Below are 16,665 nucleotides of genomic sequence, written 5' to 3' on the forward strand. Positions count from 1 at the left end.
TAAGATAGAGTCATGAGGGAGGCGGACGTATGGATTACTTCAACAGCATTCAGAATACGATTGACTATATTGAGGAGAACTTGGAAGAACCCTTGACGCTTCCGGACCTCGCCAGGATTGCCTGCTTTTCGCCTTTTCACTTTCACCGCGTCTTTTTGATGCTGGTCGGCCACCCGGTGATGGACTACATCCGGAAAAGAAGACTTGCACACGCAGCGGACCTGCTTGTCCATTCAGAGCTTAAGATTGTGGACATTGCCTTCAGCTGCGGGTTTTCTTCCCACGAATCCTTTAACCGGGCTTTCAAAAAGCTATTCGCGGTGACACCCACACAGTTCCGAAAAGAGAAGCTGTACACCTTTACGCTTCCTGAAAAAGCCGCCCTCATCAAAAAACCTATTGTAGGAGGACCATTTATGCAGCCGAAAATTTATATGAAGCCTGAATTTAACGTCATCGGTTATGAACTCAAAACCACTTCTGAAGATGGTAAAAATCTAAATGAAATCCCTGTCTTTTGGCAGACCTATTTACAAAACAATAAGATGAGAGAAGCTATCCCCAACAAGAAGGACCCTTCAGTGGAACTCGGCATCTGCACAGATTTTAACCAGGAAAACGGCTCGTTCAGTTACCTGATCTGCTCTGAAGTTACGGATTCCAATAACGTTCCTGAAGGCCTTGTGGCCAGGACGTTCCCAGAAACCAAGTATGCCGTGTTCACTACCCCGAAAGTTGCAGAAAACGAGTTTTCCGACAGCATTCAGGCGACATGGCAGTACATTTTCAAAGAATGGTTCCCTTCTTCCGGCTACGAACATGCCGGCGGAGTTGAGATCGAGCTGTACGATGAACGAAGCATAAGCCCTGAATCCAAACAGATGGACATTCTGGTCCCTATAAAATAACATGCAAAGAAGACGGCAATCTCCTGAACCATCAAGGAACTGCCGTCTTTTCAGTACGTTTCTTTTTAAATATTTTATAAAGTTTCTATAAATAATTATTAAGAATGTCGAATTCTGTTGCTCTCTTTCCTTCTTCATTGTTATGGTGTTCATGAATTGCTTAGGAACGCCACATTTTTCAGGAAAGGGGGAAAATACCCTTGATTAAAGAATGGAACCTGTTACGCACCCTAGCCTGTTTAAGCATTGTATTTCTGCACAGTACATCGCTAACAGCTGTCTCTGTCGGAGGTTATCCTGCGTCCGGGGTTTACAGCCTGCTGCGTATCGCTCTATGTTATGCCACACCGACGTTTGTCATCCTGTCTGAGATCATCCTTGCAAACCGCTATCCCGATCAGCTTCCGAAAAACTTTTGGAAAAAGCGTGTGAAGTGGATTCTTGCTCCGTTTCTCGCCTTTGCCGTGATTGATGCACTGGTCAGCTATCATCTCAACCCGAATATCGATATCGCTGTTATGATTAAAAACAATCTACTAGGAAATTACGAAGGATACTTCGTTCTGATCATTTTTCAATTTTATATCCTGCATTATTTTGTCACGAAATACAACATCAAGATGAACTGGCTGATCCCAATCAGCATTCTTGTTATGAGCCTTCATTTTAAATTGATGGAAGGCCAGCACCCTTGGATCAAAGAGAATTTATCGTATTTAAAAATTCCGTTTACGGCGTGGTTTGCGTATTTTACCATTGCTTATGCGATTGGAAAAAATTACAAAGCGATCGCTGCCAAGCTGCAAGAATACCGATACCACACGCTCTTTGGGGCAGTTCTGAGTCTCGCTATTGTCTTGATTTTTTACAAATCAGGTTATGTCAGCGTCGGATCGAAGCGTTTAGATCTGTTTCCATTAACCGTATCGCTTAGTCTCCTCGTTCTGGCTTGGGGCCAATTGCTGCCAAATATTAAAATCGTGAACTTGATCAGCAATTACTCTTTTGGCATTTATCTCATCCACTGGCAGGTTCAGCGCTATCTTGCACCCTATACGGCTCAATGGTTCGACCAAACCCATCTGCAAGTATTTTCGCTATTCTTTATTACGCTTTTAATTTCAATGGCGATCATAAAAGTAATATCCTTACTGCCGTTTGGATCGTATGTGGTAGGCAATACTAACCGTAAAATAAAAACGATATCTCCGAAACTGGTCAAAACAGCATAGCTTCTCCCAAAAGCAGATGTCCCCTCCAAGACATCTGTTTTTTTACGGCCATTCATCCCTCGAACACTTCGTTGGCGGATGTTTAGGCTTACTGTATAATAGGTAAAAGATAACAATGGATAAAAATGTTTTTCAAATGCCACTGGAGGTGGAGAAATGAAAACTGATTCTTTGGATTTAAACCCCTTTGTTTTGGACTATTTTTCGACTATTTCTCAAGATGACTTAAAGAAGGATGTATTCCCTAAATATCCGGAAGTCTTTAATTTAATTGCGCAGTCACGCGGATTCGGAATACCTTGGCAATACAAAAAAGCCGCAGAGTCCCATAAAGTTGATCAGCGCATGTTCTTCTTTGAAAGTAACTTAGGCAAACAGTATACCGGGAATCCAAGGTACATTTATGAACGCATGATCGAACGTTATCCGAATTATACATATGTCTGGTGCTATGCCGGCAACGAAAAGATTCCCGGAGATCCAATTATTGTTGATAGAGCATCCGCTGAATACTATAACTTTCTTGCCAGATCACGGTTTATCATTAATAACACAACATTTCCGCTTTGGTACCACCGGCCTGAGACCTTCTACTTTCAAACATGGCACGGCACACCGTTCAAAAGACTGCACTGGGACATTTCATCACGTCCATTAGAAAAACGGTCGACGCCTGAATTTTATGTGAAATCAACCAAATGGGATGCCTTATTATCTCCCAATCATTATTCTACGGAGATATTCCAATCTGCTTTTAGATACGAAGGAGAAATCGTTGAATACGGTTATCCTTCCAATGATATTTTCTATGACAAAAGAAGGTACTCAAACGTCAGAGAAAAAATAAGAGCAAAACTCGGAGTGCAAAATAACAATGCTCCCATCTACCTTTATGCGCCAACATGGCGGGACGGTAAACACCTTGGGAACTCCATGTTTGAATTCAATTTAATGCTAGATCCATTTAAATTTATAGAGCATGCTCCTGAAGACGCTATCCTGCTTATCCGCTCTCATCATATGAGCAGCTCTGATGATAAATTAACAAGTCTCGCTGGCCGTGTAATTGACGTCAGTGGCTGGGACGATGCCATTGAACTTATGTGCGCAGCTGATGTTCTCATAACAGATTACTCATCGATCGTGTTTGACTGGTACTGCAGCCTAAAACCCGTTATTTATTATGTCCCTGATTACGACCAATATGTCTGCTCAGTACGAGGAGCTTATTTTGAATTAAGTGAGCAGCGAGCAGGAGAGATTTGCTACACTGAAGAAGAATTGCTGCAAACACTGCCTAAAGTCTTAAAAGACAACTCTCCTGAATATAAGGATTTTTATAAAACATTCTGCGGCATGCATGACGGCAATTCCTCAGACCGAGTCATTGATTACCTCCTATCCAGATAAAAATGTAAAAATCAGCAAAGCACCCTATGTGAAGGGTGCTTTTTTTATTTAATAAAAAAAGCACTGCCTGTTTCCAGGCAATGCTTTACTTGTTTAGTTCTGTTCTTGTTTTTGATCAGCAGCAGGTGCTTCTTCCTGTTTAGTCTGATCTTCAGTTTTTGCTTTATTTTTATCTTCATCACGGTTATTGTAATCGTACTTCGAGCGGTCCACTGGTTTAAAATCACGTGGAGTATAGAAGCGAAGTAGATCTCCATAAACAACTTTGTCAGAAAGTTGAAGAGAATTTTCAGCAAATTCCTGTTCTTTCTGAATTTCTTTATTCTTTTTAACCGGTTCCCCAGTTTTGGCATCAAAGTATTTTCCATTGATAGCGGTAACCTTTGGACTGACAAAGCTTCCGTTACGGAATGGAACAACCTGTTGATGATCTTTGGACAGCAAATCTGTTCCAAATTGGACATACTCTTTTGTATCAATGCCAAGCAAGTGAAGAAGCGTAGGCAGAACGTCAATCTGTCCACCATACTCATGCTTCACTCCGCCTTTCATGCCAGGTACGTGAACCATGAAAGGAACACGCTGCAGCTGGGCATTGTCATAAGGAGTGATTGCTTCTTTGTTCAATACTTTAGCCATGGCATCGTTATGGTTTTCGGAAATACCATAATGGTCTCCGTACATGACGATAACAGAACGGTCATACAGCCCAGAAGCTTTTAATTGATCCATGAAGCTCTTAACCGATTCATCGAGGTAACGAGCTGTCTGGAAGTAACGGTCAACTGATCCGTCACCCGTATCATCTGGTCCGATGCTTGCTTCCGCGTCATCAATCGGATACGGGAAGTGGTTGGACAATGTAATAAATTTCGTATAGAAAGGTTCTTTCAATGTTTTCAACATTGGAAGAGACTCTTCAAAGAATGGTTTATCTTTTAGTCCGTAGTTTACAACATCTTCATCCTTCATTTGGTAGTGGCTCGCATCAAAGAACTTGTCATAACCAAATGATTTGTAGGTCTCATCCCGGTTCCAGAACGTTTTGTAGTTTCCGTGGAATACTGCGGAAGTGTAACCTTTTTGTCCTAAAATAGCAGGTGCGGCTTGGAATGTGTTATTTCCGTTGGTGGTAAATACTGAGCCTTGCGGAAGTCCATAAATGGAATTTTCCAGCATGAATTCTGCATCGGATGTTTTACCCTGTCCTGTTTGGTGGAAAAAGTTATCAAAGTATAACGTATTCTTATCTTTTGTGAATGAGTTTAAATAAGGTGTAACTTCTTCACCCTTCAGTTTGTAATTGATCATAAAGTTCTGGAAAGATTCTAAATGAATGTAAATCACATTCATGCCTTTTGCCTTGCCAAAGTAAGCAGGGTTAGGCTTTGCATAGTTAGCGTCTTTATAGTTAAGGACGTCACCCATATCGCTTGAATCTGCAGATGCCTTTTGCGCGGAAATACGCATGCTTTGAATAGCATCATATATTACATAGTTGTATGTGCCGAGGTATTTCACCAAGTAGTTGCGGTCAAATGTACGCGTCAAAAGCTGCGGACGATCTGTTTCCGCCAAGCCGATGTTAATGACAAGCAAGGCAATCGCTGAAACCAGCACAAGCTGCACTTTCTTACGAGCCATGCGAACCGGCTCGGGCTTGATGAATTTTGCAGCTACGAGAACAGTTAGAATGATGGTATCAATGAAATACAGCGGGTCATAAGGTTTAAGCAGTTCCCAGATGCTTCCTCCAAGATCTCCAAAGTTTTTCGTTTGAGTCAGGGTCGGCATCGTAATGAAATCATTAAAGAATCGGTAATACACGATATTTGCATATAAAACAAAGGAAAGGAAAAAGTTAAGGACAATGGTCCAGATATACGCTCTTTTACCTTTTGCAAATAGTGCCAATCCAAAAAAGAATATGGCTGAACTGATCGGGTTTATCAGCAGCAAGAACTTCTGCATTGCATTTTCTATACCAAGATTAAATTCAACAAGATAGCCTGTATACGTTTTTAGCCAAAAAAGAACAACAGCTAAAATGAAAAAACCAAGATGCTTTTGGACAACATTTTGGCCAGCTTTTAAAAGACCTTTCAATTCTTTCACCTCTTCTAGTACCTCTATAACTTTATTGTCTAATCACTTTTATTCGCACCTGTAAATTTTAGTCTATTTTATTATAAATAGCAAAAGTGAAAATATGATGAAAAGCTAAGATTTAATTTTATTTTTGTTTATTTTTCCTTAAAATTACGAGCTCTAGCCATGGTTTTCGTTTATTATTGCGGTATTTTGATTGTAAAAACGCTTCCTTTTCCGGACTTGCCCGCAACCTGGATCCAGCCGCCGTGGGAATCCACAATCCATTTTGCAATCGCAAGCCCCAAACCGTGGCCACCAAGCTGTTTTGACCGGGATTTATCCGTCCGGTAAAATCGCTCAAATATCCGCTCGCGTTCTTCAGGCTTTATCCCTATACCCTGATCTTCAACCAATATAACCAGCAATTTAATTTTTTCTTCTTTTTTCAGCGAAAGTTCAAGGTTAACCTCAGCATTTTCAGGAGAATACTTGATGGCGTTCTCCAGCAGAATATAAAGAAGCTGATCCAAACGCTCACGGTTGCCATACACAAAAAGCTGGGCAGGCGCATTCAGCTTTAATGTTATACGTTTTTCATCCGCAATCGTTTCAATAGAATGAACCGCTTTTTGAGCAAGCTGATGAAAATCAAACACTTCTTTTCTTACTTCCGTGTTTTCTGCATCAGAACGGGCCAGAGTGAGTAAATCTCCTACAAGCTTTATCATCCGCTTTACTTCATATTTCATATTAGATAGAACAGAGTGTGAAAATTCATCTTCCTGCACTTGTTTTTCCATCTCCAGCGCATTAATAGAAGATAATATGACACTCAGCGGGGTTCGAAGCTCATGTGAAGCATCAGCGGCAAATTCCCGCTGCTTCATATAGGACCTGATAATAGGTGACATGGCTCGCTTCGACATAAAATAGCTGATAAAAAAGGAAACAAAGGAAAAGATGATAAGCATGATGGCAAAAATATTCAATAGCCAGTCAAATAGCTCCACCCTATTAGATATGCTTTTCCCAACATATAAAATGCCAATGAATTGATTTCCTTTATAAATTTTGCGGCCAGCCATCATGAGGTCGATGTTTCGTTTATTCAAATCCTCTTGCCACGGAACAAAATAAGAGACGCTTAAGTTTTCATACCGGATCTCTTTTGGATTTGGATTCCAGCCCTCTAGTTTCTTATACAGCTTCGGACGGAGATGATGGTAAAGTTCATCACCCGTTAAAAGCTTTCCTTTGGCATCGACGACGTAATAGAAGAACTGTTCGTCAGAAAGCATGACAAAGTTTTGTATGGAAGGTTTTTTGCCTTTTATCATTTTTTCTTTGATCACACTTACTTCCTGGTCCACGAGCTTCTTCAGCTGATCCTCCTGGCTGCTGACAATCACTCCGTATAGCAAGAAATAAACGATGACCATAAAAAGAATTAAGAACAGCATCAGAATGCCTGTATAAATCATCGTCAGCCGCCACTGTGTACGGCTGATCAGGTTCAAGTTTTTCAATAGATTCCAGCGGGTAAAAAGGCTAGTTTTCAAGGCGATACCCCACCCCGCGCACACTTTCAATAATTTCTTTTTTTGTGAGCTTTCCAAGTTTTTTCCGAAGCAATTTTACAGTGGCATCCACAGTCTTTGCCGAGACATCTGCATCGAAACCCCAGATCCGGTCAAGGATGGTTTCCCTCGGAAGTACTTGGCCTTTATTCCGCACAAGAAGGTCAAACAGCTGAAATTCCCTTGGGGTCAGCTGTATCTCACGCTTAGCTGAATTTACTATATAACTTGTACGATTCAACACAATATCATAAAGAACGACCTTTTCTTCAACAATAGGAGCAAAATTCCTTCGCGACAGAGCACGAAGCCTTGCAAGAAGCTCGTCAATTTCAAAGGGTTTGACAAGGTAGTCATCGGCTCCTGCATCCAGTCCATGGATCCTGTCCTGAACTGAATCTTTTGCTGTCAGCATCAGAATAGCTTGAGAATAGCCCCCAGACCGTAATAGCCTGCAAACTTCCAATCCCGTTTGCCCCGGCATCATCCAATCCAGGATCACAATATCAAAATCAGATGCTATCGCGGTCTCATAGGCATATTCTCCATTTGACACCCACTCTACATGATGTTGATTCTTTTTCAGCATATGGACAATCAGCTTTCCAAGATGCAAATCGTCTTCCGCTACCAGAATGTTCATGTAAAAGCAGGCTCCCTTCAGCTTGATCACTGACTTCAACAATTGATGATAGCACAATTACTGCAAAGAAGATTGAAATTCCTGCTGATTTCACACAATTTCCTAATAATTTATGTATGGGTTTAAGAAGTGAAGATGGAAATTTTTTTTTAGACACTTTACAAAGGAGAGATTCTGAGGAATAATGAGAGTAGTTAATCGAACATTTGTTCTTATATTGAGTATAGCTTATATCTCAATCTTTTGTCTATAAAAAAAGCCAGCATTAAATACTGACTTTACTTAAACTCATGAAAAGGAAGAAAGTATACTTGATAATTGGGAAGTCTTTCAAAACCAAGTTTTTCTGCGATTACAATCGAATCATGCCTAAAGGTTTCTGTTGTCCAATGGGGTTTCCTGCCACTTTTTAAGCAGTCATTGATAAAACCACGGGCCATTCTCGTTGCAAGCCCTCTGCCTCGATGTTCTGTTTCATAAACATTTATGCCAATCTCTACGTCACCCCCACACGCAAACACACTGATGCACGTTCCGATGACTTTGCTTTTATGCATGGCACACCAGCCTAGACCGTGTTCTAAAAAGCTTTCCTCCGAGACCCAGAATTTCTTAATCTCTTTATTGATCGTCTGGAGTGGATCCTTCAAAAGGAAATCTTGAGTAATTCTCGATACTATGTACTCTTCAGGTATAGCATTGTTTAATTTTGAAGATAAAAAATGTTCACGGTTAAACTTAAAAGGCACTCGTTCACCTATTTTTAATCCTGCAGGAAAAAGCGAGGATATTACTTCATGCCAGCCTTGAGGAGGATATACTTCAAGATTAAAATCATTTTCGCCGAGTTCAAGGGCTTCAGGTTTTATTCTTTCTATTATGAATGGCTGCAGAAAGGAGTTGAATGTGTGGTTCGTATGGTCTCCTCCCAAATAAAACATTTCATTAACCGCCCAGATTAATGCAGTTGAAGGAGATTCAACATCATCAACAAAGATCTTTCCGCGATTTATCCCTGAAATGACTCCTTGTATGACTGGATGATCGTTTTGTTCTTTAAAAAGTTTTCTTACCTTATCGTATCGTTTTAGAGGCAATTCATAAATCATATTGATCCATTCTCCCTTGTTTTAAGATTTTTGCACTCTGCATAATCTCTTAAAACTGAAAGATTGCACGACGTTTACTTATAAGTGCCGTTTCAAACCAACCCCCTCGCCATTTACAATTAATGTATAATCCAAGTTTATCATGATTTTTATCAAAGAGTAAGCGAAGGGATCCAATTTCCCCTTTATACGAACAGAATTTTCGTTTTATTGCCAATTCCACGTTTCAATCTGCTAAAATCCGGAAATATTATCAAGCAAGCATGGTAATAAAATCATAAAAATCGGGCCCATTACATATAGCGCATAAGACATATTACCCCTTCTTTCGACAACTAGCAGGTATATTCTTCAAAGGAAAGAAAAAAGTAGGAAAACAAAGAGGAAAGGAGAATGGTGATGAGCAGTGAAGTGCTAAAAAAACGCATTCACCAGCATTTCAACACAAAGAAGATAAAGGATGAGCAGCTCGAAACATTGCTGGTACGTTTCATCCTGTCCGTAAAAAAAGGAAAGTAAGAAAAAAGGAGCCTTCATGGAGGGCTCCTTTTTTTTCAATTAAGCGTGCCTGGCACCAAAACTATTAAACAGGAACTTTTTCGTTATTTTCCGAAGTAAGTTGTTCATGTCTGCCGTAGTGTTTAGCTATCAGATGGCCGTATATAGACGCAAGAATCTGCTGAAACAGCATTCCAACCACGACGGGAACAGCTGTCGCCGGCGAAAAGTACGTTAACGCAAGAACAGATCCAGCGCTGATATTCCGCATGCCTCCACTGAAGACGAGAGCTACAACCGTTTCTCTCTCCCATCCAAAAAGCATGCCGGTCAGCCAGCACATTAAGTAACCACTGGCCGCGATCAACAGGACGAACAAACCAATCAATAAAAGTTTCCCGTTCACATGAACCAAATACGGGGTGGCAACCGAAGCATTGATGGCGACCACAGCACTCATGCAAATTTTAGAAACTGGAGAGATTCTTTTCCCGAGTGTGTTCTTTATTTCTCCCTTCGTCCAATGATTGAGCAGCATGCCAATGACAGATGGGATCACGATCATAATCAACAAGTCATTCACCATGGACCATTCATCAATGGAGACGGTTTCTCCGACAAACAGTGATAGGCTGTAAGGAACAACGATCGGCGATATTAGTGTATCAATCAATATAATGGAAAGCGCGAGGGTGCTGTTCCCCCGATAGATGGATACCCAGATGCTGCTTGTCACGCCGCACGGTATGACCATCGCCAATACGAGTCCGGTTATGGTAAGAGAATCCGAGGAAAACGCAATGTGCCCGACTCCCCACGCCCAGATCGGCATTATGATATGCAGGATGATGAGTGCTGTCAGGATGGGCACTGGCCGGGACAGTGTATTTCGCAGATGGGTAAAATTAGACCCTAAACTACCTGAAAACGTCATGAATGCAAAAATCCAAGGAACTAAAAAAAGCAAACCCTTTAGTTCGCTCGTAAGCAAAATTCCAAGGATCACACTTGCGGGTGTAATAAATGGCATAAATCTTTCCAGCTGGTGGTTTAACTTTTCTAACACGATTAGCCTTCTTCCGTCTGAGTCTATTACTCTAATAGTATATTAATTTATATTATAAAATATTTAAGTTTGCGGTGCCAGGCACCGCAATTACATACTTGTGTAATTCAGGTGCCTGGCACCCTACAAAAAAGGCGCAGGCTATTGTATATTTTTGAATCCCTCTCCCCGCCAGGTGCATAGGATGTATGCATACTCATTTGAGATAGCTGTCCAAAACAGATTTTTTAATTGACAAACTATAAATTCTATTTTACATTAAATGAAATTAAATATTCTTATCCAGAGAGGTGGAGGGAATTGACCCTGAGAAACCTCGGCAACAGACTCTTTTTTGAGCACTGTGCCAATTTCAACAAGCTTCTTTGCTTGGAAGATAAGAATTGTGTTGATCATTCTTCGGTCTCTTCAACCCCTTCTTATGTTTCCATAAACATAGGAAGGGGTTTTTTATCGAATCAATTCCTACTAAATAGATATGAATAGTTATTTTAAATGATAACCGTTAAATGAGGAGTTGGTGATATGGAAAAACACGACTGTATACACTGGAAGGGAAAAAGGCTTACCGCAACCGTGCATTATCCGAAATCCGTGCTAAGCAAAAATAAGATATCCCCTGCCGTTATTATTTGCCATGGATTTACAAGCAACCGGATTGGTGTGGACCGATTGTTTGTTAAAACGGCACAGCAGCTTTCTTCGAACGGATTTGTTGTAGTTCGGTTTGATTATTCGGGCTGCGGGGAGAGTGAGGGGAATTATGGGGAAAACAGCTTTGAAGATCTAATCGACCAAACATACGCTGCCGTTAGCTTTGCCTTGGAGCTTCCTAACGTTGATTCTGACCAGATTACCCTGCTTGGCCATAGCCTTGGAGGAGCAGTCGCTGTACACTCTGCGGCCCGTGACGAAAGGGTTAAACAGTTAATCCTCTGGTCTGCGGTAGGACGGCCGTTTGATGACATCGTAAATATCGTGGGTGAAGAAGAATATAGCCATCTATTCATTAAAGGATTCGTGGATCATTTAGGTTATTCCCTGACCACAAAATTTCTGCAGTCCCTCAAGAATTCCAATCCGTTAGACCAGCTATCACAGTTTTCCGGTGATGTGCTGCTCGTTCACGGAACGGACGACAAAGAAATTCCAGCCCATTATTGCGGGGAATTCTTTGAGAATACACAAAAAAGATCATGTGGAAAAAGCAAGATTCAGCTTATTAAAGGCGCCAACCATACCTTCTCATCCATCATGCACTTCAATGAACTGATCACTGTAACCTCCGATTGGCTCATAAATGATTCCAATTTGATGGTGCCAGGCACCGGCTTTTGACACTTGTGTAAAAGCGGTGCCTGGCACCTGTATTGATAGCGATGGTGTTCCAATGAAAACTGACCGGGTTGTTCGCATTTACCGAAAATCTGTCCAGATACAATGTTTTTTGTGTGAGCCGCGCTAACACATATACTAAACTTCCCAACAACAGGATGACTGCCGCAACTAATTTTTTCACTTCTTCATCTTCCTTTTTTAAAAAAATCCGCACCTTCGTGGTCTTTAAGCTGCTGCAGAATCTCTTTCCACTTTGAAAGATACAGCAAATGGGCTTGGTCTTTTATGATAAAGAGCCCACACCAACCACCAATCTTCTTAAACTACATAACAACCAGAGAATATTACATTCTCTTCTCACGTAAAAAACCCCTATTTTGATCTTTCAATTAAGAAAGCCGCATAAAATTTGCTCACATTGTCCCCTTCTGCATTCAATATCGTAGTATAATAGCTTTTGTATTTTTATTATGGACGCGTCGCCGTAAACTTCATTACCCTTACCAGGCAACCAACTTGAACGTTCTAAAAATTAAGGGGAGATCAACTTGAGAGAAAAACGCAGAAAAAGTCTGACTAGCCTGATTGTATTGCTGTTAACGGCTTTGCTCATCACAGGGTGTGCACAGGCACCTAGCACAGGCCAATCAAGCACGGATTCCGGACAAAAAACGGATTCACCTGCTGCAAAACAAGAAGATTCATCTTCAAATGATGTCAAAACCACTCCATCCACAGATCAGACAACTGCCGTTAAAGGCATTCCGGCTACTGTTACGTATGTGGTCGATGGGGATACACTGGATGTAAAGTTTAAGAACGGAAAAACGGAGCGAATCCGCATGCTCCTTATCGACACACCCGAGACAAAACATCCGAGGCTCGGTGTTCAGCCGTTCGGGCCGGAAAGCTCCAAATTTACAAAAACCCAGTTAACGGGCAAAAAAGTCGGTGTCGAGCTGGATGTGTCCGAACGGGATAAATACGGCAGGCTGCTCGCATACATATGGATCGGCAAGCAAAACTTTAACCAGCTGCTTCTGGAAAAAGGCCTTGCCCGTGTGGCTTATGTGTACCCGCCTAACACCAAATACGTCGATCAGTTCCGCGCCACACAAGAAAAAGCTCAAAAAGCGGGTATTGGCATTTGGTCGATTGAAAACTATGCCCAACAGGATGGATTCCATGCCAATTCAAAAACCAGCACAGCAAACGGAACAGTTTCCGGAGGGACTTCACAAGCCAACAAGCAAAATAATCAGGTGAAAACGCCAGAAAAACCAAAGGGAAGCTGCAACATCAAAGGTAACCAATCCGGAATCTATCACATGCCTGGCGGCCAATATTACGATCGGACGAAAGCCGAGGTCATGTTCTGCTCAGAGGCTGAAGCCCAAAAAGCAGGCTATCGGAAGTCTCAGCGATAGATAGTGGAGATAAAATTAAAAGCCGAATCAGCAGTTTGTGCTGATCCGGCTTTTTTTTAGTTTTTTTAGAGAGCGGTTCTAGTGCCAATAACGACGGTTGCGTCCAGTTCACTGGAACTGACTACACGTGATAACAATCCGTTAGCATTAAAAATTTCGAGAGTCTGCAGTGCTTGCCGTTCGCTAGTCTCAACAAGCAGATGACCACCCGGCGCCAGGCAGGCCGCCGCACCAGCGGCTATCCTCCGCTGGATGTCAAGTCCATCCTCACCGCCGTCCAGTGCCACTCGATCCTCGTGAAGGCGGGCTTCTGCAGGGAGCATCCCAATCGCATCGGTGGGGACGTAAGGTGCGTTAGCGACTAGGAGGTTGACGCGCCCGAGAAGTATTTTGGGCAACGGCTCGTACAGGTCACCTTCGTAGACACGGCCACCCCTAGCCGTCACATTACGGCTAGCGCACTTTACCGCTTTCGGATCGATGTCAGCAGCATACAGCTTAATCTTTTCTTGGGTTGAAGCCAGCACGGCGCCAACCGCACCTGAACCACAGCAGAGATCAACGGCGATGTCTCCCGGCCGTATGATATTTACCGCTTGGGTGACAAGAAACTCAGTACGTCGGCGAGGAACAAAAACTTCCGGGTCTACCTCGATCCGGAAGCCGCAGAATTCCGCCCATCCGATGATTTGTTCGAGGGAAAAACCGGCAGCACGCTGGTCTATCATAGCAGCCAGTTGCACTGGCGTTTTCGCCTCAGCCATCAGCAAACGAGCCTCATCCTCCGCATAAACACAGCCTGCTGCCCTAAGCCTCGTGACAACAGTTGAAAAATTCCAATCCTGTTGAATATCAACATTCACCATGATTTTACCTCTGAATGAATTTTTTGGTGCCTTTTTTTGAGGTGCCAGGCACCCCTCTCTACTCCACCCCCCTCTAAAAAAACGACAAACCAACTGCGAAGATGACACCCGATACTAGCAGGGTGGTGACGCAGTATCCCATGATGTCCCGTGCGCCGAGACCAGCAATAGCGAGAGCCGGCAAAGCCCAAAACGGCTGGGCCATGTTCATCCATGCTTCACCGTAGGCGATGGCCATCGCTGCGATGCCGGGTTCTACGCCGAGCTGCTGTGCAGCAGGCATGATGAACGGCCCCTGTACGACCCAGTGTCCTCCGCCGGACGGAACAAAGAAGTTGACGAATCCTGAGCTCAAGAACGCAAAGAACGGAAACGTCGATGGGTTGGAAATGGAGATAAATGCGTTGGTGATCATCCCGCCAAGGCCGGACAGCTCCATCATCCCTTGAATCCCCGCATAGAACGGGAATTGAATCAAGATGCCAGCTGTTCCTTTTGCCGCATTGGAGACAGCGTTCATATAAGACAGCGGCGTTCCGTGCAGCAGAAGTCCCGTCGTAAAGAACAGCAAATTGACTGTATTGATATCGATTTTAAAACCGTTTGTGGCTATGTAATAGATGATGTACGAATAGCCGAGCACCGCAATTGCCAGGCTGAGGAATCTGCTGTTTTCCATCGTAACGGCAAACGTTCGTTTAACCTCAGTTGGGTCGACCGCTATCGCTGCAGAGGCTTCGTCTTCCGCCAGGATCTTTGGATCGATCCCGATCACGTCTTTTCCGGTAGGCATCATCAGCCTGGCCATGATAGGCAGGATAATAAGGAGTGCGACCGTAATGAACAGGTTATAGCTGGTGAAGATGGTATCCGTCAGGGGAATCAGCCCAGCCGTTTTTTCCATCGGATTTCCCGGAGTGGCAGCCACGAGCGGAATAGAACCTGACAGTCCGCCGTGCCATGTAAGAAAACCGATATACGCACACGCGATCAGAAAACGGTAATCCGAGCCAGGAATCCGTTTGGCTACTTCCTTTGCGAACAGGGCACCAACGATCAGCCCGAACCCCCAGTTGATAAAACAAGCAAGTCCAGAACCTACCGTAACTAAAATGACCCCTTGAGCTGGAGTTTTAGCAATTCCGGCGAGCTTAACCATCCATTTTTTGATCAATGGTGAACTGGCTAGGGCATGCCCCGTCACCAGGACGAGAGCCATCTGCATCGCAAAGGCCAGGAGGTTCCAGAATCCCGATCCCCAGAAACCTACCATTTCGATGGGGCTGTGATGCGTAAAAATAACACCGGATAAAAAGAGGATAATCGTCAGGATTAATGCAAACACAAATGGATCAGGCAAGAATCTCTGCACAAGGGCAGTGAAGAAATTAGATAACGCTTTCATTTTATTCTCCTTCTCTGTTAATCTATTTACTTTTTTAAAAGTACACTGAATAAATATTCATCTTAACGAAGTAAAAATCCTGTCTGTCTTTTATACTATTTGTAAAATTTCATCACTATTCGGCGAAAAATATTAGAAAAAGCAAGAATGATATTTTGCCTCATTCTTGCTCTTCTTATTACTCTCCCACCATCAGCACTACTTTTCCCGTGCTTTTTCTGCTTTCCACCCATTCGTGGGCACGGGCTGCATCTTTTAAAGAAAACTGCTGTCCAATATTGATCTCCACTCGGCCATCCTCCAGCAACGGAAACACTTTAGGAGCGATTCTTTGCAGTACATCTGGCCTCTCCTTTCTTGTCGTACCAAGGCTGAAGCCGAGCACCGAACGGCAGCTTGAATGCAGCTCACCCGCCGGAATATTGCCATAGCTTCCACTGGAATTTCCGAAAACAACGAGGCGGCCGTATTTGGCCAGACAGCTGAAACTCGCTGCAGTCAGATCTCCGCCGACCGAATCAAGTATGATGTCAGTACCCCCTCCATTAGTCAGCTCATTCATCCTTTGAGCAACATTATCCTGCTCATAACAAATGACATGATGAGCGCCGGCATCCTTGGCCGTTTGGATAATGGTATGAAAGAAACGAAACGATTCCGCAAGCCCCTGCTGTTTCAAAGCTCATGCTGTCCGGTATCGCGAATGTCAGGTTTTCGTCTGCTGCTATGTATTCTGCATAGGAACCGTTATGAGGAAAGGCAAGAACCCGCTGCCCCACTTGAAGGCTCTGTACGTCTTCACCCACCAGCTCGACTACCCCAGCCGCTTCCAAACCCGGAATGAATGGCAGAGTTCCCTTTCCCTTATTCCGATGCCTCGCTTTAATGTCTGCGTAGTTTACAGAAGTAGCCTTCACCTTAATTAACACCTGTTTGGATTTGATAGAAGGCACATCCATATCCAGGTGCTCCATGTTCTCTGGCCCGCCAAATTTCGTCACCGCAATTGCCTTCATCGTTCCATTGATCGTCCCCTTCATCCCATTCCCTCCTTTTTCCTTTTATTATGGTGCCAGGCACCACAATTACACAAGT

The 16,665-nt window shown here is 43.1% G+C and carries 12 protein-coding genes, 1 pseudogene and 1 riboswitch; of the genes and pseudogenes, 5 read left to right on the top strand and 8 right to left on the bottom strand.

Annotated features, from left to right (window positions below; all coding sequences use genetic code 11):
• Positions 1–29 precede the first annotated feature (29 nt).
• From M1K46_RS02100 to M1K46_RS02110, 3 genes are all read left to right on the top strand, one after another.
• Complete coding sequence (locus M1K46_RS02100; protein WP_256224664.1) at positions 30–908, top strand: AraC family transcriptional regulator; 879 nt, start codon at positions 30–32, stop codon at positions 906–908.
• A gap of 200 nt (positions 909–1,108) precedes the next feature.
• Complete coding sequence (locus tag M1K46_RS02105) at positions 1,109–2,140, top strand: acyltransferase family protein (protein ID WP_256224666.1); 1,032 nt, start codon at positions 1,109–1,111, stop codon at positions 2,138–2,140.
• 156 nt (positions 2,141–2,296) lie between these two features.
• Positions 2,297–3,550: a CDP-glycerol glycerophosphotransferase family protein gene (locus tag M1K46_RS02110; RefSeq protein WP_256224667.1), complete on the top strand. Its 1,254-nt coding sequence runs from the start codon at positions 2,297–2,299 to the stop codon at positions 3,548–3,550.
• Between the two features lie 93 nt (positions 3,551–3,643).
• Here M1K46_RS02110 and M1K46_RS02115 read toward each other — a convergent pair whose 3' ends face one another.
• The 5 genes from M1K46_RS02115 to M1K46_RS02135 all read right to left on the bottom strand — a co-directional run bounded on the left by M1K46_RS02115 (position 3,644) and on the right by M1K46_RS02135 (position 10,534).
• Complete coding sequence (locus M1K46_RS02115; RefSeq protein ID WP_256224668.1) at positions 3,644–5,656, bottom strand: LTA synthase family protein; 2,013 nt, start codon at positions 5,654–5,656, stop codon at positions 3,644–3,646.
• A gap of 182 nt (positions 5,657–5,838) precedes the next feature.
• A complete protein-coding gene (locus M1K46_RS02120) occupies positions 5,839–7,200 on the bottom strand; it encodes a sensor histidine kinase (protein WP_256224669.1) in 1,362 nt (453 codons plus the stop codon).
• A complete protein-coding gene (locus M1K46_RS02125) occupies positions 7,190–7,861 on the bottom strand; it encodes a response regulator transcription factor (protein ID WP_256224670.1) in 672 nt (223 codons plus the stop codon). The genes M1K46_RS02120 and M1K46_RS02125 overlap by 11 nt, the downstream gene beginning before the upstream one ends.
• 278 nt (positions 7,862–8,139) lie before the next feature.
• On the bottom strand, positions 8,140–8,970 hold the full coding sequence (locus M1K46_RS02130) for a GNAT family N-acetyltransferase (protein ID WP_256224671.1): 831 nt from the start codon (positions 8,968–8,970) through the stop codon (positions 8,140–8,142).
• Positions 8,971–9,553: 583 nt separating this feature from the next.
• Complete coding sequence (locus M1K46_RS02135) at positions 9,554–10,534, bottom strand: bile acid:sodium symporter family protein (RefSeq protein WP_256224672.1); 981 nt, start codon at positions 10,532–10,534, stop codon at positions 9,554–9,556.
• Between the two features lie 275 nt (positions 10,535–10,809).
• Positions 10,810–10,917: riboswitch (SAM riboswitch) on the top strand.
• Between the two features lie 142 nt (positions 10,918–11,059).
• Here M1K46_RS02135 and M1K46_RS02140 point away from each other — a divergent pair.
• The gene (locus M1K46_RS02140; protein WP_256224673.1) at positions 11,060–11,872 is read left to right on the top strand and encodes an alpha/beta hydrolase; all 813 of its coding nucleotides are present in this window, start codon (positions 11,060–11,062) and stop codon (positions 11,870–11,872) included.
• A 548-nt stretch (positions 11,873–12,420) separates the two neighbouring features.
• Positions 12,421–13,299, top strand: coding sequence for a thermonuclease family protein (locus M1K46_RS02145; protein WP_256224675.1), 879 nt, complete (start codon positions 12,421–12,423; stop codon positions 13,297–13,299).
• Positions 13,300–13,364: 65 nt separating this feature from the next.
• On the opposite strand, the gene M1K46_RS02150 is transcribed toward M1K46_RS02145, so the two are convergent.
• The 3 genes and pseudogenes from M1K46_RS02150 to M1K46_RS02160 all read right to left on the bottom strand — a co-directional run bounded on the left by M1K46_RS02150 (position 13,365) and on the right by M1K46_RS02160 (position 16,586).
• Positions 13,365–14,165 (bottom strand): putative protein N(5)-glutamine methyltransferase, encoded by an 801-nt coding sequence (locus M1K46_RS02150; RefSeq protein ID WP_256224677.1) that lies wholly within the window; start codon positions 14,163–14,165, stop codon positions 13,365–13,367.
• A gap of 73 nt (positions 14,166–14,238) precedes the next feature.
• Entirely contained in the window at positions 14,239–15,570 is a 1,332-nt protein-coding gene (locus M1K46_RS02155; protein ID WP_062237646.1) for a TIGR00366 family protein, read from the bottom strand.
• A 178-nt stretch (positions 15,571–15,748) separates the two neighbouring features.
• A pseudogene (locus M1K46_RS02160) lies at positions 15,749–16,586 on the bottom strand (quinone oxidoreductase family protein).
• Between the last annotated feature and the right edge of the window lie 79 nt (positions 16,587–16,665).

It is taken from the genome of Fictibacillus sp. WQ 8-8 (assembly GCF_024494405.1).
GTDB classification, from domain to species: Bacteria; Bacillota; Bacilli; order Bacillales; family Fictibacillaceae; genus Fictibacillus_C; species Fictibacillus_C marinisediminis.

Bases quoted from the DNA above. Each gene is read 5' to 3' on its own strand.
- M1K46_RS02155 (WP_062237646.1), bottom strand. From the start codon at position 15,570: ATGAAAGCGTTATCTAATTTCTTCACTGCCCTTGTGCAGAGATTCTTG.
- M1K46_RS02125 (WP_256224670.1), bottom strand. From the start codon at position 7,861: ATGAACATTCTGGTAGCGGAAGACGATTTGCATCTTGGAAAGCTGATT.
- M1K46_RS02150 (WP_256224677.1), bottom strand. From the start codon at position 14,165: ATGGTGAATGTTGATATTCAACAGGATTGGAATTTTTCAACTGTTGTC.
- M1K46_RS02130 (WP_256224671.1), bottom strand. From the start codon at position 8,970: ATGATTTATGAATTGCCTCTAAAACGATACGATAAGGTAAGAAAACTT.
- M1K46_RS02140 (WP_256224673.1), top strand. From the start codon at position 11,060: ATGGAAAAACACGACTGTATACACTGGAAGGGAAAAAGGCTTACCGCA.
- M1K46_RS02100 (WP_256224664.1), top strand. From the start codon at position 30: ATGGATTACTTCAACAGCATTCAGAATACGATTGACTATATTGAGGAG.
- M1K46_RS02110 (WP_256224667.1), top strand. From the start codon at position 2,297: ATGAAAACTGATTCTTTGGATTTAAACCCCTTTGTTTTGGACTATTTT.